Consider the following 21,939-nt stretch of genomic DNA (forward strand, 5'->3'; position numbering starts at 1 on the left):
TCGACGGCAGGGGCCATCTCTCTATAAGGCCATAAACTGACTTTATGGGTAACGAGGAGTGGGTTCCGCTGGCACACCGGGTACCGGACCTGGGGGCGCTGGAGCTGCTGCTCGCGGTCGCCCGGGTCGGCAGCCTGAGCGGCGCGGCCAGGCGCATGGGCATCACCCAGCCCGCCGCGAGCAGCCGGATCCGGGCGATGGAGACGCGGCTGGGCGTGGCGCTGGTGGACCGCTCGCCGCGGGGGTCGACCCTGACGGCGGAGGGGGCGCTGGTCACGGACTGGGCGCGGCGCGTGGTGGAGGCGGCGGAGGCGTTCGACGCCGGGGCGCAGGCGCTGCGCGGGCGGCGGGACTCGCGGCTGCGGGTGGCCGCCAGCATGACCATCGCGGAGTACCTGCTGCCGGGGTGGCTGATCGCGCTGCGCGGGCAGCGGCCGGGGACGGCGGTGTCGCTGCACGCGGGGAACTCCGCGGTGGTCGCGGAGCGGGTGCTGACCCATGAGGCGGACCTGGGGTTCGTGGAGGGGCTGTCGGTGCCGGAGGGGCTGGACTCGGCGGTGATCGCGCAGGACCGGCTGGTGGTGGCGGTGGCTCCGGGGCACGCGTGGGCGCGGCGCTCGCGGGGGGTGGCGGCGCAGGAGCTGGCGGCGACGCCGCTGATCCTGCGGGAGTGGGGCTCGGGGACCCGGCAGGTGCTGGACGCCGCGCTGGCGGAGAGCGGCGGGCTGGCGGAGCCGCTGCTGGAGCTGGCGTCGACGACGGCGGTGAAGGCGGCGGCGCTGAGCGGGGCCGGGCCGTGCGTGCTGTCGGAGCTGGCGCTGGGGGAGGAGCTGGCGGCCCGGCGGCTGGTCGAGGTCCCGGTGACGGGGGCGGCGCTGGGGCGGGCCCTGCGGGCGGTGTGGCCCGTGGGGGCCAGGCCGGCGGGCCCGGCCCGCGACCTGCTGTCGCTGACCCGGGCCCGCCCCTGACCTGCGGCCGGTGGCCCGGCCCCCGTTCCCGCTCCTCGGGTCCTGCTCCTCGGCCCGATCGGCCTGACGGTCGGGCCTGTCGGCCTCCGTCAGGCCGGGACCGCCGCGCTGAGGGAGGCCGCTTCGACCAGCGCGGACATCACGCGGGTGTCCTTGTCGCGTTCCGGGTGCCATTGGACGCCGAGGACCCAGTGCGCCGGGCCGGGGAGTTCGATGGCCTCCACCGTGCCGTCGACCGCGTGGGCCGAGGCGATCAGGCCCTCGCCCAGGCGGTCGACGGCCTGGTGGTGGTAGGTCGGCACCTCCGCCTCCTCCGGGACCAGCGCCGCGTACCGCGTCCCCTCGACCGGGCGGACCGGGTGCCAGGACATGACGCCCGGGGCGACGGCGTGGCCGTCGATGTGCTGGATCAGTGTGCCGCCCAGGGCCACGTTCAGCGCCTGCATGCCCCGGCAGATGCCCAGCACCGGCAGGCCCGCCGCCAAGGCCGCCTCGATCAGGGAGAGTTCCCACTCGTCCCGCTTCGTGGCGGGAGCGCCCGTACGCGGGTGCCGCTCGGCCCCGTAGCGGACCGGGTCCACGTCGGGGCCGCCCGCGACGACCAGGCCGTCCAGCCGGCTCAGCACCTCCGCCGCCGAACCGGGTTCGTCCGGCGGGAGCAGCACGGCCGCGCCGCCCGCCGCCTGGACGAGTTCGTAGTACCCGGTGGGTACGAGGGACGTGGGGACGTCCCACGCCCCGTAGCGGGTGGATTCCTCCACGTAGGTCGTGATGCCGATGAGCGGCCTGGGCACGGTTGCCACCTCCAGGGGTTGGGGAACAGCGGTCAGTCCCGGGTGAGTTCGGACTCGGCCTGCGCCAGCGCCGCGAACTCCTCCTCCGGTGCGGAGGCCACGAGGTGGTGCCGACTGTAGAACGCGAAATAGGCGAGGGCGACGGCGTACACACCGAGGGCGATGAACGCCGCGTCCTTGTCCACGAGGAAGGTGGCGACGAGCGCCGAGAGGGCGAGGACGAAGGCCACCGAGGAGGTGGCGATGCCGCCGGGCGTGCGGTACGGGCGCTCCAGGCCCGGCTCCCGCCTGCGGAGCACGATGTGGGAGAGGGCCATCAGCGCGTACGAGATGGTCGCGCCGAACACCGCGATGTTGAGCATGCGCGGGCCGTTGCCGGTGGCCGCGGCGAGTGCGAAACCGATCGCGCCGGGGATGAGCAGGCCGAGGTACGGGGCCTTGCGCTTCGAGGTGAGGGAGAGGAAACGCGGCAGGTAGCCGGCCCGGGAGAGGGCGAAGAGCTGGCGGGAGCCGGCGTAGATGAGGGAGAAGAAGGAGGCCACGAGGCCCGCGAGACCGGCGTAGTTGACGAAGGTCTTCAGCCAGGAGAGGCCGGGGTCCCCTTCGAGGGCGACGACCAGCGGGTTCCCTGCGTCCTTGATGGCGTCGGCGCCGCGGGCGCCGGTCGAGGCCAGGAAGGTGAGCAGGGCGAGCAGGACGAGGATGCCCATGGAGATCGACAGGGCCCGGGGCATGGAACGCACCGGGTCCTTGGCCTCCTCGGCGGCCAGCGGTACGCCCTCGACGCCCAGGAAGAACCACATTCCGAAGGGGAAGGCGGCCCAGATGCCGAGCACGCCCAGCGGCAGCCAGGAGCTCGATCCGGCGGCGCTGGTGTCCACGGCGATGTTGTCGAGGTTCGAGGGATCGAACTCGGTGAAGGCGCCGAGCGCGAAGACGATCAGCGCGAGCACGGCGACCGCGGTGACGACGAGGGAGAAGCGCAGGGCCTCGCCGACGCCCCACAGGTGGATGCCGATGAAGACGGCGAAGCAGGCGAGGTAGACCGGCCAGCCGGAGGTGAGGCCGAAGAGGTTCAGGGATTCGACGTAGTCGCCGATGAAGATGGCGATCGCGGCCGGGGCCAGGATGTACTCGATCAGGATCGCGGTGCCGGTGAGGAAGCCGCCCCAGGTGCCGAGCGCCCGGCGGGCGAAGCCGTAGCCGCCGCCGGCCGTCGGCAGGATCGCGGACAGTTCCGCGAGGGAGAAGACGAGACAGGCGTACATCGCGCCCATCAGGACGGTGGCGATGGCGAGCCCGCCGAAGCCGCCCTGGGCGAGGCCGACGTTCCAGCCGGAGAAGTCGCCGGAGACGACGTACGCGACGCCGAGGCCGGTCAGCAGCAGCCAGCCGGCGCTGCCGCGGCGCAGCGTGCGCCGCTCCAGGTAGCCGTCGGAGGTGTCGCCGCCCTCGGGGGACGTGGTGGGTTCGGGTACGGCTGCGAGCCGTGCCTCGGTGTCGTCGGCCATGTGCGCTCCTGCCTAGGGCAATGGTTGTGGGGCGTACCTTTGCCGTAGCGGAGTGGAGTGCGCAAGACCCCTGCGTTAAACAGGGGTTACGAAAACCTCTCGGGCCGCTCCCGCCGCGTCCGTTCTAGGCGAGGAATCCGCGCAGCAGGGCCGCCGTTCCGCAGCAGTGTTCGCGCATCACCTCGCGCGCCGCGTCCGGGTGGCGCTCCAGCACCGACTCCACGAGCGCGCTGTGCTGCTGCTGGGAGTGCTCCAGGTTCCGCACCAGCAGCGGGATGCAGTCCAGCAGGTCGTTCACCGTGGCCCGCACGGCGGCGTACTGGGCCGTGAGGGTGGCCGATCCGGCGAGCTCGCACAGGGTGAGGTGGAAGAGGGTGTCCTGGCGCCGGTAGTCGGCCAGTGGCGCGTCATGGGTGGCGGCCAGGGCGCCGAGCAGCCGCTCGGAGCCCTCCTCGGTGAGCCCCTGGGAGGCGCACAGTCCGGCCGCGCCCACCTCCAGGACCTCGCGGAACCGCAGGACGTCCTCGATGTCCACGCCCACCACGCGCCGGCGCAGCTCGTCCTCGGTGCCGCCGACCGGGGTGTCGGGGCGGGGGAGCACAAACGTTCCGCCGTACCGCCCGCGCCGGGCCTCCACCAGACCCTGGTCCTGGAGCACCTTCAGCACCTCGCGCAGGGTGACCCGGCTGATCCCCATCCGCTCCGCCAGCTCCCGTTCGGGCGGCAGCCGTTCGCCGCCCGGCACCAGACCCAGCCGGACCACCTGGAGGATCTGCTCCAGGGCCTCCTCGAAACCGTTGCCCGCCCGCACCTGGCGCAGTACCGGATTCAGCCGCGCGATCGCGCCGCCTTCGCTCGCCGTGTCGGTCATCTCGGCTCCTCCCCTTCCCAAGCAATGGTTCTATTCAATACCTTAGGGCTTCTCGGCTCACCGAAGGAGAGATTCCAGTGGTAGACCGCAAGCCGCCGCTCGCGCCCGAGGAGCTTCGCGCTCTCGTGGCGAGCGGCGAAATCGACACCGTGGTCCTGGCCTTCCCCGACATGCAGGGGCGGCTCCAGGGCAAGCGGTTCGCCGCACAGTTCTTCCTCGACGAGGTCCTCGCCCACGGCACCGAGGGCTGCAACTACCTCCTCGCCGTCGACACGGACATGAACACCGTCGACGGATACGAGATGTCCTCCTGGGACCGCGGCTACGGGGACTTCGCCATGCACCCCGACCTCGCGACCCTGCGCCGGATCCCCTGGAACCCGGGCAGCGCCTTCCTCCTCGCCGACCTCGCCTGGAACGACGGCTCGCCCGTGGTCGCCGCGCCCCGGCAGATCCTGCGCCGCCAGCTGGAGCGCCTCGCCGGGCTCGGGTACACGGCCATGGTCGGCACCGAGCTGGAGTTCATGGTCTTCCAGGACACGTACGAGCAGGCCTGGAACGCGGGCTACCGCGGGCTGACCCCGGCCAACCAGTACAACATCGACTACTCGGTCCTCGGGACCGGCCGCATCGAGCCCCTGCTGCGCCGGATCCGCAACGAGATGCAGGCCGCGGGCCTGATCGTCGAGTCCGCGAAGGGGGAGTGCAACCTCGGCCAGCACGAGATCGCCTTCCGCTACGACGAGGCGCTGACCACCTGCGACCAGCACGCCGTCTACAAGACGGGCGCCAAGGAGATCGCCTCCCAGGAAGGCGTCTCGCTCACCTTCATGGCCAAGTTCGACGAGCGCGAGGGCAACTCCTGTCATATCCACCTCTCGCTGGGCGACGCCGACGGGCACAACGCGATGGCCGGCGACGGCCCGGGCGGAATGTCACCGGTGATGCGACACTTCCTGGCCGGCCAGCTGGCCGCGCTGCGCGACTTCTCCCTTCTCTACGCCCCGAACATCAACTCGTACAAGCGTTTCCGGCCGGGATCCTTCGCGCCGACCGCCGTCGCGTGGGGCGTGGACAACCGGACCTGCGCGCTCCGCGTCGTCGGCCACGGCCGCTCCATGCGCTTCGAGAACCGCCTCCCGGGCGGGGACGTGAACCCGTACCTCGCCGTCGCCGGCCTGGTCGCGGCCGGGCTGTACGGCATCGAGCACCGCCTCGAACTGCCCGAGGCCTGCGCGGGCAACGCGTACACCGCCGACTTCGCGCACGTGCCCACCACCTTGCGCGAGGCCGCGGAGCTCTGGGAGAACAGCGAGATCGCCAAGGCCGCGTTCGGGCCCGAAGTGGTGGCCCACTACCGCAACATGGCCCGCGTGGAACTGGACGCGTACGACTCCGCCGTCACCGACTGGGAACTGCGTCGCTCCTTCGAACGCCTGTAGTCACCTGATAGCCCAGTCGCCGTCAACTCTGCCCCCGAACCTCTGTGAGGCAACACGTGTCCGATGTGCTGGCCCCCGACAAATTGACAGTGTTGAATCCGGCCACCGAGGAAATCGTCGCCATCGTCCCGGCCGCCACACGGGACGATGTCGACGCCGCCGTCGCGCGGGCCGCCGCGGCCCAGCGCGGCTGGGCGGCGGCCGCCCCCGCCGACCGGGCCCGGCTGCTGCGCCGCTTCGCCACCGTCGTCGACGGGCACATCGAGGAACTGGCCCAGCTGGAGGTCCGCGAGGCCGGGCACACCATCGGCAACGCCCGCTGGGAAGCCGGCAACGTCCGCGACCTGCTCGAATACGCGGCCGGGGGAGTGGAACGGCTCTCCGGCCGGCAGATCCCCGTAGCCGGCGGCATCGACGTCACCTTCCTCGAACCCCTCGGCGTCATCGGCGTGATCGCCCCGTGGAACTTCCCGATGCCGATCGCCGCCTGGGGCCTCGCCCCGGCCCTGGCCGCCGGCAACGCCGTCCTCCTCAAGCCCGCCGAGACCACCCCGCTCACCGCGCTGCGCCTGGCCGAACTCGCCCTCGAAGCAGGGATCCCCGAGCACCTCTTCCAGGTGCTCCCCGGCCGCGGGACCGTCGCCGGGGACGCGCTCGTCGAGCACCCGGGCGTCGCGAAGATCGTTTTCACCGGATCCACCCCGGTCGGCAAGCAGATCATGGCCAAGTGCGCCGACCGGGTGAAGCGGGTCACCCTCGAACTCGGCGGCAAGAGCCCCAACATCGTCTTCGCCGACGCGGACCTGGAGGCCGCGGCGGCGGCGGCTCCCATGGCCTTCCTCGACAACACCGGCCAGGACTGCTGCGCCCGTACGCGCATCCTCGTCCAGCGCTCCGCCTACGACCGGTTCCTGGAGCTGCTCGCCCCCGGCATCGAAGGCGTCGTGGTCGGCGACCCCGCCGACGAGAAGACCCAGATGGGGCCGCTGATCTCCCGCGTGCAACTGGAGCGCGTACGGTCGTACGTCACCGACGACCTCACCGCGATCCGCGGCACCGCCCCCGAGGGCCCCGGCTTCTGGTACCCGCCGACCCTCGTCACGGACGTCGCCCCCACCGCGCCCGTGGCGGCGGCGGAAGTCTTTGGCCCCGTCGCCGTCGTCCTCCCCTTCGAGGACGAGGAGGACGCCGTACGCCTGGCCAACGCGACCGAGTACGGGCTCTCCGGCTCCCTCTGGACCCGCGACATCGGCCGCGCGCTGCGCGTATCGCGCGCCGTCGCCGCGGGCAACCTGTCCGTCAACTCCCACAGCAGCGTCCGCTACTGGACCCCCTTCGGCGGCTACAAGCAGTCCGGACTCGGCCGCGAGCTCGGACCCGACGCCCTGACCGCATTCACCGAGACCAAGAACGTCTTCATCAGCACGGAGGCCTGAGCCCATCATGACCACTTCTGACACCGAGATCGTCTGCCGCCGCCTGGTCGGCCGCACCGCCGTCATCACCGGAGCCGGCAGCGGCATCGGCCTCGCCACCGCCCGCCGGCTGGCCTCCGAGGGCGCCGACGTGGTCTGCGCCGACATCGACGAGACGGCCGGCAAGGCCGCGGCCGAGGAGGTCGGCGGCCTGTTCGTGAAGGTCGACGTCACCAGCCCGGAAGAGGTCGAGGCCCTCTTCAAGACGGCCTTCGACACCTACGGCTCCGTCGACATCGCCTTCAACAACGCGGGCATCTCGCCCCCGGACGACGACTCGATCCTCACCACCGGCCTGGAGGCCTGGAAGCGGGTCCAGGACGTCAACCTCACCTCCGTCTACCTGTGCTGCAAGGCCGCCCTGCCGTACATGCAGCGCCAGGGCCGCGGCTCCATCATCAACACCGCGTCCTTCGTGGCCATCATGGGCGCCGCCACCTCGCAGATCTCGTACACCGCCTCCAAGGGCGGCGTGCTCGCCATGTCGCGCGAGCTCGGCGTGCAGTTCGCCCGCGAGGGCATCCGCGTCAACGCCCTGTGCCCGGGGCCGGTCAACACCCCGCTGCTGCAGGAGCTGTTCGCCAAGGACCCGGAGCGGGCGGCCCGCCGCCTGGTGCACATCCCGCTGGGCCGGTTCGCGGAGCCCACCGAGATCGCGGCCGCCGTCGCCTTCCTCGCGAGCGACGACTCCTCGTTCATCAATGCCACCGACTTCCTGGTCGACGGCGGCATCTCGGGCGCGTACGTGACGCCCCTGTAGGACGGCCCACGGGCGGGCGCCCCCAGCGTTCACCCGTACTCCATCCCCCCGACAGCCGGGCGTCGCACGACGCCCGGCTGTCGTGTCCTACCGTCCGAGATGATCTTCGTGAGAAAGAGGAGTGTTCACCTCAGTGACCCCACGCAGCACCGTACGACGGCTCCAGGCCGTCGGCGCCGCCGTCGCGATCGCCGCCGGCACCCTCGTCGCCACAGCGCCCGCCGCCCAGGCGGCCCACTGCACCGCCCCGCGGCTCGCGGCCGGCTGGTACGGGGACAACCAGGCCCGGCTCCAGCAGCTGATCGACGCGTACGGGAAGTGCAACCCGTACCGGCCGAACCGGACCAAGCCCGTCGCCGTCTTCGACTGGGACAACACCGTCGTCAAGAACGACGTGGGCGATGCCCAGATGTACTGGCTGCTGCGGAACGGCAAGATCCGCCAGCCCGCCGCCGGGGACTGGACCACCACCAGCCGCTACCTCACACCGGCCGCCGCCCGAGCGCTCGCCGACGCCTGCGGCGCCCTCGCCCGCCCCGGCGCCCCGCTGCCCACCGGCACGCCCGGGGGCGCGGGCTGCGCCGACGAACTCGCCGCCGTCTACGGCACCGCCGCGACCCGCTCCGGCGCCGCCGCCTTCGCCGGCTGGGACCACCGCACCATCGAGCCCGCGTACGCCTGGCTGCCCCAGCTGACGCAGGGCTGGACCGCCCGCGAGGTCCGCGGCTTCGCGGCCGCCGCCCGGGCCGAGAACCTGGCCGCGCCCGTCGGCGCCACGCAGCAGGTCGGCACCGCCGCCGTCACCGGCTGGGTCCGCTACTACGACCAGCAGAAGGACCTCATCGGCGGCCTGCAGAAGGCCGGCTTCGACGTCTGGATCAGCTCGGCCTCGCCGCAGCCGGTCGTCGAGGTCTGGGCCAAGGGCGTCGGCGTCGCCGCGGACCACGTCATCGGCATCCGCAACACGACCACGTCCGGCGGGAAGTTCACCGCGCACCTGCAGGGCTGCGGCTCGGTGAAGGACGGCGCCGACACGATGATCACGTACATCGACGGCAAGCGCTGCTGGATCAACAAGGAGGTCTTCGGCGTGCGCGGCGCGGCCGCCGAGAAGGTACAGCCGGCCGCCCGCCGCCAGGTGTTCGCCGCGGGCGACTCCGACACCGACGTCTCGTTCCTGCGGGACGCGACCGCGCTGCGGCTCGTGGTGAACCGGAACAAGAACGAGCTGATGTGCCGCGCGTACGACGACAGCGACGGCAAGTGGATCGTGAACCCGATGTTCATCGAGCCGAAGAAGCAGAAGACCACCCCCTACCCGTGCTCGACCACGGGCTACGTCGACCACGACGGCACGGCGGGCCCCGTCCGCCGGGGCGACACGAGCGTCATCCCCGACCAGACGGACAGCGTGTACCGGGCCGGCTAGAGGAAGGTGCGGCCCTCGCCCCGGTAGGTCGGGACGGTGGCCGTCACCCGGTCGCCCTCGATGAGGTGCAACGCGTCGAAGCGCTCGCACAGTTCGCCCGCCTTGGCGTGGCGGAACCAGACCCGGTCGCCGATCAGCAGATCGTCGGCCGGGCTGCCGAGCAGCGGTGTCTGCACCTCGCCGGCCCCCTCCTGGGGGTCGTAGCGCAGCCCCTGCGGGAGGTACGGGACCGGGAGCCGGTCCGCCCCGGCCGCGCCGGAGGCGGGGTATCCGCCGCCGAGGACGGTGACCACGCCGACGCCGGGCCGGCGGACCACCGGCTGGGCGAAGAGCGCCGCCGGGAGGCCGCGGAAGGACGTGTAGTTGTCGAACAGCCGCGGTACGTAGAGCCCCGAGCCGGCCGCGATCTCCGTGACCGCGTCCTCGGCGGCGGTCTGCTGGACGCTGCCAGTGCCCCCGCCGTTGACGAACTCCAGGTCCGGGACGACCGCGCGGACGGCCCGTACGGCCTCGGCGCGACGGGCCGCGAGCTCCTTGCGGGCGGCGGCCTGCATGAGCCGGATGGCGCGGGAGCGCAAGGGGCGCCCGGCGATGGAGTCTCCGACGCCGGCGACGTGGCCCTCGTAGCCCATGATCCCGACGACGCGGAAGCCGGGACGGGCGGAGACGGTACGGGCGAGGTCGGCGAGCCGGGAGGGCTCGCGGAGCGGCGAACGGCGGGCGCCGACCCGGACCTTGCCGCCGAGGAGCTGGAGGGCGGTGTCGAGTTCGAGGCAGACGCGGATCTCCTGCGTTCCGCCGTCGCGGGAACCGTCGATCAGCTCCAGCTGGGCGGGGTCGTCGACCATGACGGTGACGGCCGCGGCCAGCTTGGGGTCGCCGGCGAGCTCGGCGAAGCCGGTGCGGTCGGCGGACGGATAGGCGAGGAGCACGTCCTCGAAACCCGAGCGGGCCAGCCAGATCGACTCGGCGAGGGTGTACGACATGATGCCGGCGAACCCGGGCCGGGCGAGGACCCGTTCGAGGAGCGTGCGGCAGCGGACGGACTTGCTGGCGACACGGATCGGCTTGCCGGCCGCGCGGCGGACGAGGTCGTCGGCGTTGGCGTCGAACGCGGCGAGATCGACGATGGCCAGGGGCGCGTCGAGGTGCGCGGTGGCCCGGTCGTAACGGGCCCTGTCTCCACTGGCGGGAAGATTCATGGGCGGCAGCCTGCCAGATGGTTCTACCGGTGGGTAGGGGTGTGCGGCCCGGGCCGCGCGGCCGTACCCCGCACCGGGGCGCGGGCCTTCCGGGCACACCCTCGCCGGGACCGGGTCCGGGCCCGCGGCCGGGGCGGTACGGGCGCGTAGAGTACGGGGTGGCAGCCGGACGGAACGGGGGGCGGTGCCGCCGGATGAGTGCGTCTACACCGCAGACCGCGGTCCTGGCCGAGCCCGTGGCCGAATCCGGACCGGGGCGGCGCGGGGCCGGGCGAGGCGTGGCCGTCGTGGTGTGCGCCGTGCTCGGGGTCGGGCTCGTCGGCGGAGCCGGGGTCAGCGGATGGGTCGAACAGCGCGACGCCCATCAACCCTTGGCCGCCGGCGCCGCCTACCGCAAGGCCGGATCGATCTGGCGCGCGGCCCCCGTGGACAGCCTGTTCCCGCCCGTCCTCGACGGTGCCGACGCCGGGCCCGGAGGGGCCGACCGGACCTGGACCCGCGTCGCGCTCGCGCCCGACTCCGACTGCGCACCCGCGCTCACCGCCGACTGGCAGGCGGCCCTCGCCGCCACCGGCTGCACCCGGGTCCTGCGCGCCACGTACACCGACTCCACCCGCAGCTCCCTCGTCACCGTCGGCATGGTCTTCACCCCGGCCGACGCGGCGGGGATGGAGACGCTGCGGGGACGCCTCCCGGCCCCGCCCGGCTACGGCTTCGCCGACAGTCAGCGCGCCGCCTGGACCGCGGCCGTGGTTCCACAGGCCCCCGTCGTCGTCTACACCGTCTCCGCCTTCACCGACGGCCGCACGCTCGACGCCCCCCGCCCCGCCGGGGACATGATGCGCAAGGACGCCACCGGAGCCGTCGCCCAAGCCGGCCTCGGCCACGAGGCCAAGGCCGTCGCCGACCGGATGGAGCGCACCGTACGCACCCTGGCCGGGCCCCCCGCTCCCTCGGGCACCCGCCGGTGAGCCGGGGCAGGGCCGGTGCCGTCCTCGTGCTCGCGGTGCTGCTCGTCGGTGCCGGCGCGGCGCCGGCCGGGGCCGACGGCATCCGGGACCGGCAGTGGGGGCTCACCGCGTTGCGGGCCGAGGAGGCCTGGGGGACCACCCAGGGCGCCGGGGTCACCGTCGCCGTCCTCGACACCGGGGTCGACGCCACCCACCCCGACCTGGCCGGCGGGGTCCTCGACGGGGCCGATCTGATCGGGATGGGCGCAGGGCGCGGCGACCGCGCCTGGGCCCGGCACGGCACCGCCATGGCCGGGATCATCGCCGGGCACGGCCACGGCGGCCACCGACGCCAGGGCGTACTCGGCATCGCACCGCAGGCCAAGATCCTCCCCGTTCGCGTGATCCTGGAAGAGGGCGACCCGGGTCGGGCCAAGGCCCGCGAGAGCAAGGGCGGCGCGCTCGCCGAGGGCATCCGCTGGGCCGCCGACCACGGCGCGAACGTGATCAACCTCTCCCTCGGCGACGACAGTGACTCCGCCCACCACGAGGCCGCCGAGGACGAGGCCGTCCAGTACGCCCTCGCCAAGGGCGTCGTCGTCGTCGCCTCCGCGGGCAACGGCGGCCGGCAGGGCGATCACGCGTCCTACCCGGCCGCCTACCCCGGGGTCATCGCCGTCACCGCCGTCGACCGCGGCGGCAAGAAGGCCGCCTTCTCCACCAGTAACTGGTACGCCACCGTCAGCGCCCCCGGCGTCGACGTCGTCATCGCCGACCCCGACCGCTCCTACTACGAGGGCTGGGGCACCAGCGCCGCCTCGGCCTTCGTCTCCGGCGCCGTGGCCCTCGTCAAGGCCGCCCACCCGGACCTGTCCCCGGCACAGATCAAGAGGCTGCTGGAGGACACCGCCTCGGACGCCCCGTCCGGCGGCCGCGACGACTCCCGCGGCCACGGACTCGTGGACCCCGTCGCCGCCCTCCAGGCCGCCGACGCGCTGCGCGCCGAGCCGCCGCTCCCCGCGCCCGTCGCGGCCGGGCAGCCGTACTTCGGCCCCGGCCCCGAGCCGGCCGCGGCCGCCGGGAGCGGCGCCCGCCTCGGGGCCCCGGCCGCCGCGGCCGCCGGGCTGGTCCTGCTCGTCCTGGCCGCCGTACTGGCCCGGCGCCCGCGAGGCGCCCGGCGGGACCGGGACCGGGGACCGGGATAGGGTCGGGTAACTGTGGCGAACAAAAACATTCCCGACCCCGGCTTCTCCGACGACGACGGCTCCGCCGACCCCCGGCTGAGCGCGGCCCTGGCCGCCTGGTCCGCGGACCGGGCGCAGGAGCCGCAGGTGCTGGCAGCCCTCAAGGGCGCCCGGCTGCTGGTCCCGGTCGTCGCCGTGCTCGGCGAGGTCGAGACCGACCCGGAGACCGGCCTGAAGCGCGAGAAGACCAGCGACATGGCCGTCCCGACCCTGCGGGCGGGGGACCGGCGGGCACTGCCCGCGTTCACCTCGATCGCCTCGCTGGCCCTGTGGGACCCGGCCGCCCGCCCGGTCGCCGTACCGCTGCACCAGGCCCTGGCCGCCGCGGCGCACGAGAAGGCCGACACCGTGGTCCTGGACCTGGCCGGCCCCGTCACCTACCAGCTCACCGGCCCCGCGCTGCTCGCGCTGGCCGAGGGCCGCACCGACGCCGGCCCGCTGGCCGACCCCGCGGTACGGGAGGCCGTACGGGCCGCCGTGTCCGCGGAGCCGGCCGTGCTCCGCGCCCACCTCGGGACGGGCGGGGCGGACGCCGACGGCACGCTCGCGATCGTGCTGGCCCCGGGGGCGCAGGGGGTGCAGGACCACGCCGCGGCCCGCCGCGTCGCCGAGGCCCTGGCCGCCGACGAGACCCTGCGGGCCCGCCTCGTGCACGGACTGGACCTGGCCCTGCTCCCGCAGGAGGCCCCGGCCCCGTCCGGCGAGCCGCTCTTCATCCGCTGAGCCGCGACGTACGGGACGCGGCGTACGAGATGTGACACGCAAGAAGGGCCGGGGCATCGCCCCGGCCCTTCTTGCGTGAGGTGCGGGCGGCTCAGCCGAAGACCGGGCCCGTGAACTTCTCGCCCGGACCCTGGCCCGGCTCGTCGGGCACGATCGAGGCCTCGCGGAAGGCGAGCTGGAGCGACTTCAGGCCGTCGCGCAGCGGGGCCGCGTGGAAGGAGCTGATCTCCGTGGCGCTCGCCGTGACCAGGCCGGCCAGGGCGGTGATCAGCTTGCGGGCCTCGTCGAGGTCCTTGTGCTCGGAGTCCGGCTTGTCCAGGCCCAGGTTGACCGCCGCGGCGCTCAGCAGGTGCACGGCCACCGTGGTGATCACCTCGACGGCGGGCACGTCCGCGATGTCGCGGGTCATGGCGTCGTAGTCGGGAGCGTCCGGCGTGCTGCCGGCCTCGGTGGCGGGGGTGGGGGTCGCGTCAGTCATGCCTCACACGATAAGCCGGGCCGCGCACGCCGCCGACCGGGCCCCGGACCGGCCCGGGGCGGACGCCGCCGGGTGAGCGGACCCGGCGCGGAATGCTATATTGGGCTGACGACCGGCCGGAGACGCATGTCCCCGGCCCACAAGTGGAGGCTCCGTTCTCCCACCCGACCACCCTCCGGGGCGGCGGGTCACCGGTCAGGTGGCATCCATCGTTCCGTACGGACGATGGAAAGCTGCCCGAGTCTGCGCCCCGCGATCGCACGCGGCGGTGCTCCGGTTGTATTGGAGCCCCTGCCTGTGCCCGGCGGGGCATTTTTCATGTTCCGCCGCGGTTGGTCTGACGACATCAGACGTCAGCGGCTGTCTGCCAGGCAGCCGTGTGGTGCTACCGAGGAGGATCCATCAGCACCGAGCCCCGCATCAACGACCGGATTCGCGTTCCCGAGGTACGACTCGTCGGTCCCAGCGGTGAGCAGGTCGGCATCGTGCCGCTTGCCAAGGCCCTTGAGCTGGCGCAGGAGTACGACCTCGACCTGGTCGAGGTCGCGGCGTCCGCACGCCCGCCGGTCTGCAAGCTCATGGACTACGGCAAGTTCAAGTACGAGTCGGCCATGAAGGCCCGTGAGGCGCGCAAGAACCAGGCGCACACGGTCATCAAGGAAATGAAGCTCCGGCCGAAGATCGACCCGCACGACTATGACACCAAGAAGGGTCACGTCGTTCGGTTCCTCAAGCAGGGCGACAAGGTCAAGATCACGATCATGTTCCGTGGTCGCGAGCAGTCCCGGCCGGAACTCGGCTACCGACTGCTGCAGCGTCTCGCTTCGGACGTCGAGGACCTCGGGTTCATCGAGTCGAACCCGAAGCAGGACGGCCGCAACATGATCATGGTCCTCGGTCCGCACAAGAAGAAGACCGAGGCGATGGCCGAAGCCCGCGAGGCGCAGGCCGCCCGCAAGGCCGAGCGCCAGGGTGTCGCCGCCGACGAGGCTCCTTCCGAGGAAGCCCTCGTCGAGGAGGGCACCGAGGTCGCCGAGGCCGAGGCTGAGATCGAGGCCGACGTCACCGAGGCCGAGGCTGAGACCGAGGCCGACGTCACCGAGGCCGACGTCACCGAGGCCGACGTCACCGAGGCCGCCTCTCCCGAGGCACCGGCCGAGGCCTGATTCCGAGGCAGCCCGTCTCGGATCACCGACACAACATGACGCTCCCGGGCGCCGGTCCTTAGCCGGACCGGCGGGGGCGCCACCGACGAGGAGATAACGGCGCTATGCCGAAGAACAAGACGCACAGCGGTACCAAGAAGCGCTTCAAGATCACCGGCTCCGGCAAGGTGCTCCGTGAGCGTGCCGGTAAGCGCCACCTGCTCGAGCACAAGTCGTCCCGTGTGACCCGCCGCCTCACCGGCACCGCGGAGATGGCCCCCGGCGACGCCGCGAAGATCAAGAAGCTTCTCGGCAAGTGACGCCCCTCCGCTCCCCCTGTCGGGAGCGGACGGCGTCGAGACCGGGACCCCATCGAATTCGGGTCGTGTGAAGACACCCACGGCCCCGCTACAAGGAGTTAAAAAGTGGCACGCGTCAAGCGGGCAGTAAACGCCCACAAGAAGCGCCGGGCGATCCTCGAGGCGGCCTCCGGCTACCGCGGTCAGCGTTCGCGCCTGTACCGCAAGGCCAAGGAGCAGGTCACCCACTCGCTGGTCTACAACTTCAACGACCGCAAGAAGCGCAAGGGCGACTTCCGTCAGCTGTGGATCCAGCGCATCAACGCCGCTGCCCGCCAGAACGGCATGACGTACAACCGCCTCATCCAGGGTCTGAAGGCCGCCAACATCGAGGTGGACCGCAAGATCCTCGCGGAGCTGGCCGTCAACGACGCCAACGCTTTCGCCGCGCTCGTCGAGGTCGCGCAGAAGGCGCTTCCGGCCGACGTGAACGCCCCGAAGGTCGCTGCCTGAGCGGCAGGCCCTCGAAGGCTGCAGTAACTTGCCCGGACCCGCAGGCCTCGCGCCTGCGGGTCCGGTGCGTTGATCACCGAGTTCGACTGAGTTCCACCTGTTGTACGTACGGAAGCGAGCCGACCGCCATGGGCACCCCCGCCGAGCTGATCTCCCCCCGATCCCCGCGGGTGGCCGCCGCCAGGCGACTGGCGCGGCGCAGCTTCCGCACCAAGGAGCGCCGGTTCATCGCCGAGGGCCCGCAGGCCGTCCGCGAGGCCGTCGAGCACCGCGGCGCGGGCGGCGCGTCGACCCTGATCGAGCTGTTCGCGACCGTCGAGGCCGCCGAGCGCTACACCGGGATCATCGAGGCCGCGCTGGCCGCCGGCGCGCGCGTCCACTACGCCTCCGACGAGGTGCTCGCCGAGGTCTCGCAGACCGTCACCCCGCAGGGGATCGTCGGCGTCTGCCACTTCCTCGACTCGCCCTTCGAGGAGATCCTCAAGGCCGAGCCCAAGCTGGTCGCCGTCCTCGCCCACGTCCGCGACCCCGGGAACGCCGGCACGGTGCTGCGCTGCGCCGACGCCGCCGGCGCGGACGCGGTCGTGCTGACCGACGCCTCCGTGGACCTGTACAACCCGAAGTCCGTACGGGCCTCCGTGGGCTCCCTCTTCCACCTGCCGGTGGCGGTCGGCGTCCCCGTGGAGCAGGCCGTCGAGGGGCTCCGGGCGGCCGGCGTGCGGATCCTGGCCGCCGACGGGGCCGGCGAGGACGACCTGGACGCCGAGCTCGACGCGGGCACCATGGGCACCCCCTCGGCCTGGGTCTTCGGCAACGAGGCGTGGGGCCTGCCCGAGGAGACCCGGGCGCTCGCCGACGCCGTCGTACGCGTACCGATCCACGGCAAGGCCGAGAGCCTGAACCTCGCCACGGCCGCCGCGGTGTGCCTCTACGCGTCCGCGCGTGCACAGCGGGCTCCCGGAGGGTGCCGCTCCGTGACCCCCAGCTAGTAATGTGGCGGCCCGGGGGGCCCACTGCGCTACTCGGAGATGTGGGGTACGGGGACATGACCGTCGGTACGAACAGCTCGCCAGGGGCCGTGACGGCGTCCGGGACGCCGTCCCTGGCGGCCGTGCCCGCTCAGGGCACGAGCCGCGCTGCTCCGGCCGCACCCGAGCCGTGCGAACCCCGCGAACCCGGCGAAACGTGTGATCCGGCTGACATCCCGGAGTTCGCGGCGCTCGGGATCGACCCGGACGACCTCCCCGACGGGCTCGTCGTAGCCGACGACACCGGCCGGGTGATCTGCTTCAACTCCGCCGCCGCCCGGATCACCGCGCTGGCCCCCGGCGAGGCGCTCGGCGTACGCATCGACCGGGCGCTGCCGCTGGAGGACCTCGACGGCCGCCGCTGGTGGACGCTGACCGATCCCTACGGGGGCCTCGCGACCCGGCGCGGCCAGCCCGAGCGCAACCTCCTGCTGCCCGGCGGCCGCGAGGTGCTCGTCTCCGCCCGGTACGTGCGCACCCACCCCACCGGCCCGCTGCGCCGCCTCGTCGTCACCCTGCGCGGCACCGAGGCCCGCCGCCGCACCGAGCGCAGCCACGCCGAGCTGATCGCCACCGTTGCGCACGAGCTGCGCTCGCCGCTGACGTCCGTCAAGGGGTTCACCGCGACCCTGCTCGCCAAGTGGGAGCGGTTCACCGACGACCAGAAGCGGCTGATGCTGGAGACCGTCGACGCCGACGCGAACCGCGTCACCCGCCTCATCGCCGAGCTCCTCGACATCTCCCGCATCGACTCCGGCCGCCTGGAGGTGCGCCGCCAGCCGGTGGACATCGCCACCGCCGTGGGCCGCCACGTCCAGGCGCTCACCGCGAACGGCCAGGCGCCCGACCGGTTCCTCGTACGGGTCAGCTGCTCGCTCCCCGATCTGTGGGCCGATCCGGACAAGATCGACCAGATTCTCGGCAACCTCCTCGAAAATGCGGTGCGGCACGGCGAGGGAACGGTCACCATCGACGTATCGCCGACCAGCCTGACGAACGCCGCGGGCAAGACCGAGAAGGGCACCGCCGTCACCGTGACCGATGAGGGCCCCGGGATCCCCGAGGAGTCGATGGGCCGCGTCTTCACCCGTTTCTGGCGGGGCAGCAAGCGCGGCGGCACCGGCCTGGGCCTGTACATCGTCAAGGGCATCGTCGAGGCCCACGGCGGCACCATCGCGGTCGGCCGCGGCCCCGGCGGCGGCGCAGAGTTCCGATTTATCCTGCCCGTGGGGGCGCCGGCCTACCTCACGCAGTAACCCTGCGGAGCGTCTCGCCAGGCGGCCCACGGGCTCCTTCACCCCCAGCGACCTTTAGACTCGTCCTTTGGCACCTTTGTGTCCTTGTGCCGAGCGCGTCGAGCGTGTCGCGCGGGGGACCCACCAGCCAGCCATCGGAAGTACGGGAAGAGATGTCGGCACCGAACAAGTCGTACGACCCTGTCGAGGTCGAGGCACTGAAACCGGAAGAGATCGAGCGCATGCGGGACGAGGCGCTCGCCGCCTTCGCGACCGCCGGCGACCTCGACGCGTTGCGTGAGGCGAAGACCGCGCACATGGGCGACCGCTCGCCCCTGGCGCTCGCCAACCGCGAGATCGGCGCACTGCCCCCCCAGGCCAAGGCCGCGGCGGGCAAGCTCGTGGGCCAGGCCCGCGGCGCCGTGAACAAGGCCTTCGGGGCCCGCACGGTCGAGCTCGAAGCGGAGCGCGACGAGCGGGTGCTGGTCGAGGAGGCGGTGGACGTCACGCTGCCCTACGACCGCGTCCCCGCCGGTGCCCGGCACCCCCTGACCACGCTGATGGACCGCATCGCGGACATCTTCACGGCCATGGGCTACGAGGTGGCCGAGGGCCCCGAGGTCGAGGCGGAGTGGTTCAACTTCGACGCCCTCAACTTCACGCCCGACCACCCGGCGCGCCAGATGCAGGACACGTTCTTCGTCCAGGGCCCCAAGGGCACCGAGGGCGACGAGTCCGGCGTCGTGCTGCGCACCCACACCTCCCCGGTGCAGGCGCGCTCGCTGCTCGACCGGGAGCCGCCCGTGTACGTGGTGTGCCCGGGCCGGGTGTTCCGCACCGACGAGCTCGACGCCACGCACACCCCGGTCTTCCACCAGGTCGAGCTGCTCGCCGTGGACGAGGGCCTGACGATGGCCGACCTCAAGGGCACTCTGGACCACATGGTCCAGGCGCTCTTCGGCAAGGACATGACCACCCGGCTGCGCCCGAACTTCTTCCCGTTCACGGAGCCGTCCGCCGAGATGGACATGCAGTGCTACGTGTGCCGCGGCGAGTCGGTGGGCAACCCCGACCGCCCGTGCCGCACCTGCTCCAGCGAGGGCTGGATCGAGCTCGGCGGCTGCGGAATGGTCAACCCCAAGGTGCTCATCGCCTGCGGTGTGGACCCCGAGAAGTACAGCGGGTTCGCCTTCGGGTTCGGCATCGAGCGGATGCTGATGTTCCGCCACAACGTCGAAGACATGCGAGACATGGTCGAGGGTGACGTCCGGTTCACCCGGCCGTTCGGGATGGAGATCTGATGCGGGTCCCGCTTTCTTGGCTGCGGGAGTACGTCGACCTGCCTGCGGGCGAGACCGGTCGTGACGTACAGGCCAAGCTCGTAGACGCCGGCCTCGAGGTCGAGAGGGTCGAACAGCTCGGCGCCGGCCTCAAGGGCCCGCTGGTCGTCGGCCAGGTGCTGACCATCGAGGAGCTCGAGGGCTTCCGCAAGCCGATCCGTTTCTGCACGGTCGACGTCGGCCAGGCCAACGGCACCGGCGAGCCGCAGGAGATCGTCTGCGGCGCCCGGAACTTCTCCGTCGGCGACAAGGTCGTCGTGGTCCTGCCCGGCGCGGTGCTGCCCGGCGACTTCGCGATCGCCTCGCGCAAGACGTACGGCCGCACCTCGCACGGCATGATCTGCTCCGGCGACGAGCTGGGCATGGGCGACGACGGCACGCACGGGATCATCGTGCTGCCGCCCGAGCACGAGGTCGGCACCGACGCGATCGAGCTGCTCCAGCTCGTCGACGAGGTCCTCGACATCGCCGTCACCCCGGACCGCGGCTACTGCCTGTCCATGCGCGGCGTGGCCCGTGAGACCGCCACCGGGTACGGCCTGCCGCTGCGCGACCCGGCGCTGCTCGACGTGCCCGCGCCGAACTCGTACGGCTACCTGGTCAAGATCGACGACCCGGCCGGCTGCGACCGCTTCACCGCCCGTACGGTGACCGGCCTCGACCCCGAGGCGAAGTCCCCGCTCTGGCTCACGCGGCGCCTGCAGAAGGCCGGCATGCGCCCGATCTCGCTCGCCGTCGACGTCACCAACTACGTGATGCTCGAACTCGGCCAGCCGCTGCACGCGTACGACCGCTCCCGCCTGGACGGCGCCATCGGCGTGCGCCGCGCCGAGCAGGGCGAGAAGTTCACCACCCTCGACGGGGTCAAGCGCACGCTCGACGCCGAGGACCTGGTGATCACCGACAACAGTGGGCCGATCGGCCTCGCCGGCGTCATGGGCGGTGCCAACACCGAGATCGCCGACTCCGTGACCGACCCCGAGACCGGCATCGTCTCGGGCACCACGGACGTCGTCATCGAGGCCGCGCACTTCGACGCCCTGACGATCTCGCGCAGCGCCCGCCGCCACAAGCTCGCCTCCGAGGCCTCCAAGCGCTTCGAGCGCGGCGTCGACCCGCAGGCGGCCTCCGCGGCCGCGCAGCGGACCGTCGACCTGCTCGTGCTGCTCGCGGGCGGCACCGCCGAGGCCGGCGTCACCGAGCTCACCGCCCCGGGCGCCCCGCGCACCATCGCGATGCGCGCGGACCACCCGGACCGGGTCGCGGGCATGGACTACGGCCGCGAGACCGTCGTCCGCCGCCTCCAGGAGGTCGGCTGCGACGTCTACGGCCAGGACGAGCTCGTCGTCACCGTCCCGTCGTGGCGGCCCGACCTCGCCGAGCCCAACGACCTCGCCGAAGAGGTCATCCGGCTGGAGGGCTACGGGAACCTCCCGTCGACCCTGCCGAAGCTGCCCTCCGGCCGCGGTCTGACCGCCCGGCAGCAGCTGCACCGCCGGGTCGGCCGCGCGCTGGCCGGCGCGGGCTACGTCGAGGCGCTCAGCTACCCGTTCGTCGGCGAGGGCGTCTTCGACCAGCTCCAGCTGCCCGCGCACGACGCGGCCCGCCAGGTGGTCAAGCTGGTCAACCCGCTCTCCGACGAGGAGCCGGCGCTGCGCACCACGCTGCTGCCGGGGCTGCTGGGCGCGCTGCGCCGCAACGACAGCCGGGGCAGCCACGACCTCGCCCTCTTCGAGACGGGCTCGGTCTTCCGGGCCGGCCCGCAGCCGGGGGTCGCCGTACGGCTGCCCGTCGACCGGCGTCCCACGGCCGAGGAGATCGCCACGCTGGACGCCGCCCTGCCGGCCCAGCCGCGGTACGCCGCGGTCGTGCTGGCCGGTGCGCGCGAGCAGGCCGGCTGGTGGGGCAAGGGCCGCCCGGCCGACTGGGCGGACGCGGTGCAGGCCGCGCGCTCGCTGGCCGTCGAGGCCGGCGTGGAGCTCGTCGTGCGCCAGGGCCGGTACGGGCCGTGGCACCCGGGCCGGTGCGCCGAGCTGCTCGTCACCCTGAACGGGGTGGAGACGGTCATCGGCCACGCCGGTGAGCTGCACCCGCGCGTGGTCAAGGTGATGGGCCTGCCGGTCCGCACCAGCGCCATGGAGCTCGACCTGGACCGCCTCGCGGCGGCCGGCGGCGAGGCCGTGGAGGCGCCCCGGATCTCCACCTTCCCGGTGGCGACCCAGGACGTCGCGCTGATCGTCGACGCGTCCGTCCCGGCGGCCGACGTCGAGGCCGCGCTGCGCAAGGGCGCCGGCGAACTGCTGGAGTCCCTGCGGCTGTTCGACGTGTTCACCGGTGAGCAGGTCGGCGAGGGCAAGAAGTCCCTGGCGTACGCGCTGCGTTTCCGCGCGGCCGACCGCACGCTGACCGCGGAGGAGTCCACGGCCGCGCGCGACGCGGCGGTGGCGCTGGCCGGCGAGCGCACGGGCGCGGTGCTGCGCGGGGCGTGATGGTGTAACTGCCCTGCCGCTGCGGCGGATCGAGGCACTGAGG

General features: G+C 72.9%; 20 protein-coding genes. 15 read left to right on the forward strand and 5 right to left on the reverse strand.

Annotated elements, in window-relative coordinates:
• The first annotated feature begins 44 nt into the window (after window positions 1-44).
• Complete coding sequence (locus tag ACIQU4_RS30585; RefSeq protein WP_403737454.1) at window positions 45-968, forward strand: LysR family transcriptional regulator; 924 nt, start codon at window positions 45-47, stop codon at window positions 966-968.
• Between the two features lie 89 nt (window positions 969-1,057).
• Here ACIQU4_RS30585 and ACIQU4_RS30590 read toward each other — a convergent pair whose 3' ends face one another.
• The 3 genes from ACIQU4_RS30590 to ACIQU4_RS30600 form a co-directional block, all read right to left on the reverse strand.
• Window positions 1,058-1,762 carry a gamma-glutamyl-gamma-aminobutyrate hydrolase family protein gene (locus ACIQU4_RS30590; RefSeq protein WP_403737457.1) on the reverse strand — a complete coding sequence of 235 codons (705 nt, stop codon included), beginning with the start codon at window positions 1,760-1,762 and terminating at the stop codon, window positions 1,058-1,060.
• Window positions 1,763-1,794: 32 nt separating this feature from the next.
• A complete protein-coding gene (gene eat / locus ACIQU4_RS30595) occupies window positions 1,795-3,273 on the reverse strand; it encodes an ethanolamine permease (RefSeq protein ID WP_403737460.1) in 1,479 nt (492 codons plus the stop codon).
• A 124-nt stretch (window positions 3,274-3,397) separates the two neighbouring features.
• Complete coding sequence (locus tag ACIQU4_RS30600; protein ID WP_053688763.1) at window positions 3,398-4,144, reverse strand: FadR/GntR family transcriptional regulator; 747 nt, start codon at window positions 4,142-4,144, stop codon at window positions 3,398-3,400.
• 77 nt (window positions 4,145-4,221) lie between these two features.
• Here ACIQU4_RS30600 and ACIQU4_RS30605 point away from each other — a divergent pair, with 77 nt between their 5' ends.
• From ACIQU4_RS30605 to ACIQU4_RS30620, 4 genes are all read left to right on the forward strand, one after another.
• Window positions 4,222-5,586 (forward strand): glutamine synthetase family protein, encoded by a 1,365-nt coding sequence (locus ACIQU4_RS30605; protein ID WP_385588376.1) that lies wholly within the window; start codon window positions 4,222-4,224, stop codon window positions 5,584-5,586.
• A 56-nt stretch (window positions 5,587-5,642) separates the two neighbouring features.
• Window positions 5,643-7,022 (forward strand): aldehyde dehydrogenase family protein, encoded by a 1,380-nt coding sequence (locus ACIQU4_RS30610; RefSeq protein WP_403737464.1) that lies wholly within the window; start codon window positions 5,643-5,645, stop codon window positions 7,020-7,022.
• 7 nt (window positions 7,023-7,029) lie between these two features.
• Window positions 7,030-7,821: a 3-oxoacyl-ACP reductase gene (locus ACIQU4_RS30615; protein ID WP_327131398.1), complete on the forward strand. Its 792-nt coding sequence runs from the start codon at window positions 7,030-7,032 to the stop codon at window positions 7,819-7,821.
• 133 nt (window positions 7,822-7,954) lie between these two features.
• Window positions 7,955-9,250, forward strand: a complete 1,296-nt coding sequence (locus ACIQU4_RS30620; RefSeq protein WP_403737467.1) for a haloacid dehalogenase-like hydrolase — start codon at window positions 7,955-7,957, stop codon at window positions 9,248-9,250.
• On the opposite strand, the gene ACIQU4_RS30625 is transcribed toward ACIQU4_RS30620, so the two are convergent.
• Window positions 9,247-10,452, reverse strand: a complete 1,206-nt coding sequence (locus ACIQU4_RS30625; RefSeq protein ID WP_403737469.1) for an amino acid deaminase/aldolase — start codon at window positions 10,450-10,452, stop codon at window positions 9,247-9,249. The genes ACIQU4_RS30620 and ACIQU4_RS30625 overlap by 4 nt on opposite strands.
• Window positions 10,453-10,646: 194 nt before the next feature.
• Between ACIQU4_RS30625 and ACIQU4_RS30630 the strand changes: the two genes are divergently transcribed.
• From ACIQU4_RS30630 to ACIQU4_RS30640, 3 genes are read left to right on the forward strand one after another with little or no spacing between them, the layout of a single operon-like run.
• On the forward strand, window positions 10,647-11,423 hold the full coding sequence (locus ACIQU4_RS30630) for a hypothetical protein (protein ID WP_403737471.1): 777 nt from the start codon (window positions 10,647-10,649) through the stop codon (window positions 11,421-11,423).
• Window positions 11,420-12,607: a type VII secretion-associated serine protease mycosin gene (gene mycP / locus ACIQU4_RS30635; protein ID WP_403737473.1), complete on the forward strand. Its 1,188-nt coding sequence runs from the start codon at window positions 11,420-11,422 to the stop codon at window positions 12,605-12,607. The genes ACIQU4_RS30630 and mycP overlap by 4 nt, the downstream gene beginning before the upstream one ends.
• 12 nt (window positions 12,608-12,619) lie before the next feature.
• Window positions 12,620-13,369 carry an SseB family protein gene (locus ACIQU4_RS30640; protein WP_403737476.1) on the forward strand — a complete coding sequence of 250 codons (750 nt, stop codon included), beginning with the start codon at window positions 12,620-12,622 and terminating at the stop codon, window positions 13,367-13,369.
• Window positions 13,370-13,460: 91 nt separating this feature from the next.
• Here the strand turns inward: ACIQU4_RS30640 and ACIQU4_RS30645 are convergent, their stop codons facing one another.
• Window positions 13,461-13,847 carry a DUF1844 domain-containing protein gene (locus ACIQU4_RS30645; protein WP_053688768.1) on the reverse strand — a complete coding sequence of 129 codons (387 nt, stop codon included), beginning with the start codon at window positions 13,845-13,847 and terminating at the stop codon, window positions 13,461-13,463.
• 377 nt (window positions 13,848-14,224) lie between these two features.
• On the opposite strand from ACIQU4_RS30645, the gene infC reads away from it, so the two are divergent.
• The 7 genes from infC to pheT all read left to right on the forward strand — a co-directional run bounded on the left by infC (window position 14,225) and on the right by pheT (window position 21,896).
• The gene (gene infC / locus ACIQU4_RS30650) at window positions 14,225-15,013 is read left to right on the forward strand and encodes a translation initiation factor IF-3 (protein WP_403737479.1); all 789 of its coding nucleotides are present in this window, start codon (window positions 14,225-14,227) and stop codon (window positions 15,011-15,013) included.
• Between the two features lie 104 nt (window positions 15,014-15,117).
• Window positions 15,118-15,312, forward strand: a complete 195-nt coding sequence (gene rpmI / locus ACIQU4_RS30655) for a 50S ribosomal protein L35 (RefSeq protein WP_030157249.1) — start codon at window positions 15,118-15,120, stop codon at window positions 15,310-15,312.
• Between the two features lie 105 nt (window positions 15,313-15,417).
• Window positions 15,418-15,804, forward strand: a complete 387-nt coding sequence (gene rplT, locus ACIQU4_RS30660; protein ID WP_030157251.1) for a 50S ribosomal protein L20 — start codon at window positions 15,418-15,420, stop codon at window positions 15,802-15,804.
• A 128-nt stretch (window positions 15,805-15,932) separates the two neighbouring features.
• Window positions 15,933-16,793: a TrmH family RNA methyltransferase gene (locus ACIQU4_RS30665; RefSeq protein WP_403737484.1), complete on the forward strand. Its 861-nt coding sequence runs from the start codon at window positions 15,933-15,935 to the stop codon at window positions 16,791-16,793.
• 56 nt (window positions 16,794-16,849) lie between these two features.
• Window positions 16,850-18,088 carry an ATP-binding protein gene (locus ACIQU4_RS30670; RefSeq protein ID WP_403737487.1) on the forward strand — a complete coding sequence of 413 codons (1,239 nt, stop codon included), beginning with the start codon at window positions 16,850-16,852 and terminating at the stop codon, window positions 18,086-18,088.
• Between the two features lie 152 nt (window positions 18,089-18,240).
• Complete coding sequence (gene pheS, locus ACIQU4_RS30675) at window positions 18,241-19,368, forward strand: phenylalanine--tRNA ligase subunit alpha (RefSeq protein WP_403737490.1); 1,128 nt, start codon at window positions 18,241-18,243, stop codon at window positions 19,366-19,368.
• Complete coding sequence (gene pheT / locus ACIQU4_RS30680) at window positions 19,368-21,896, forward strand: phenylalanine--tRNA ligase subunit beta (RefSeq protein ID WP_403737492.1); 2,529 nt, start codon at window positions 19,368-19,370, stop codon at window positions 21,894-21,896. Before pheS ends, pheT begins: the two co-directional genes overlap by 1 nt.
• Window positions 21,897-21,939: the final 43 nt, after the last annotated feature.

The sequence above is a fragment of the Streptomyces sp. NPDC090741 genome (assembly GCF_044769045.1).
Lineage (GTDB): Bacteria > Actinomycetota > Actinomycetes > Streptomycetales > Streptomycetaceae > Streptomyces.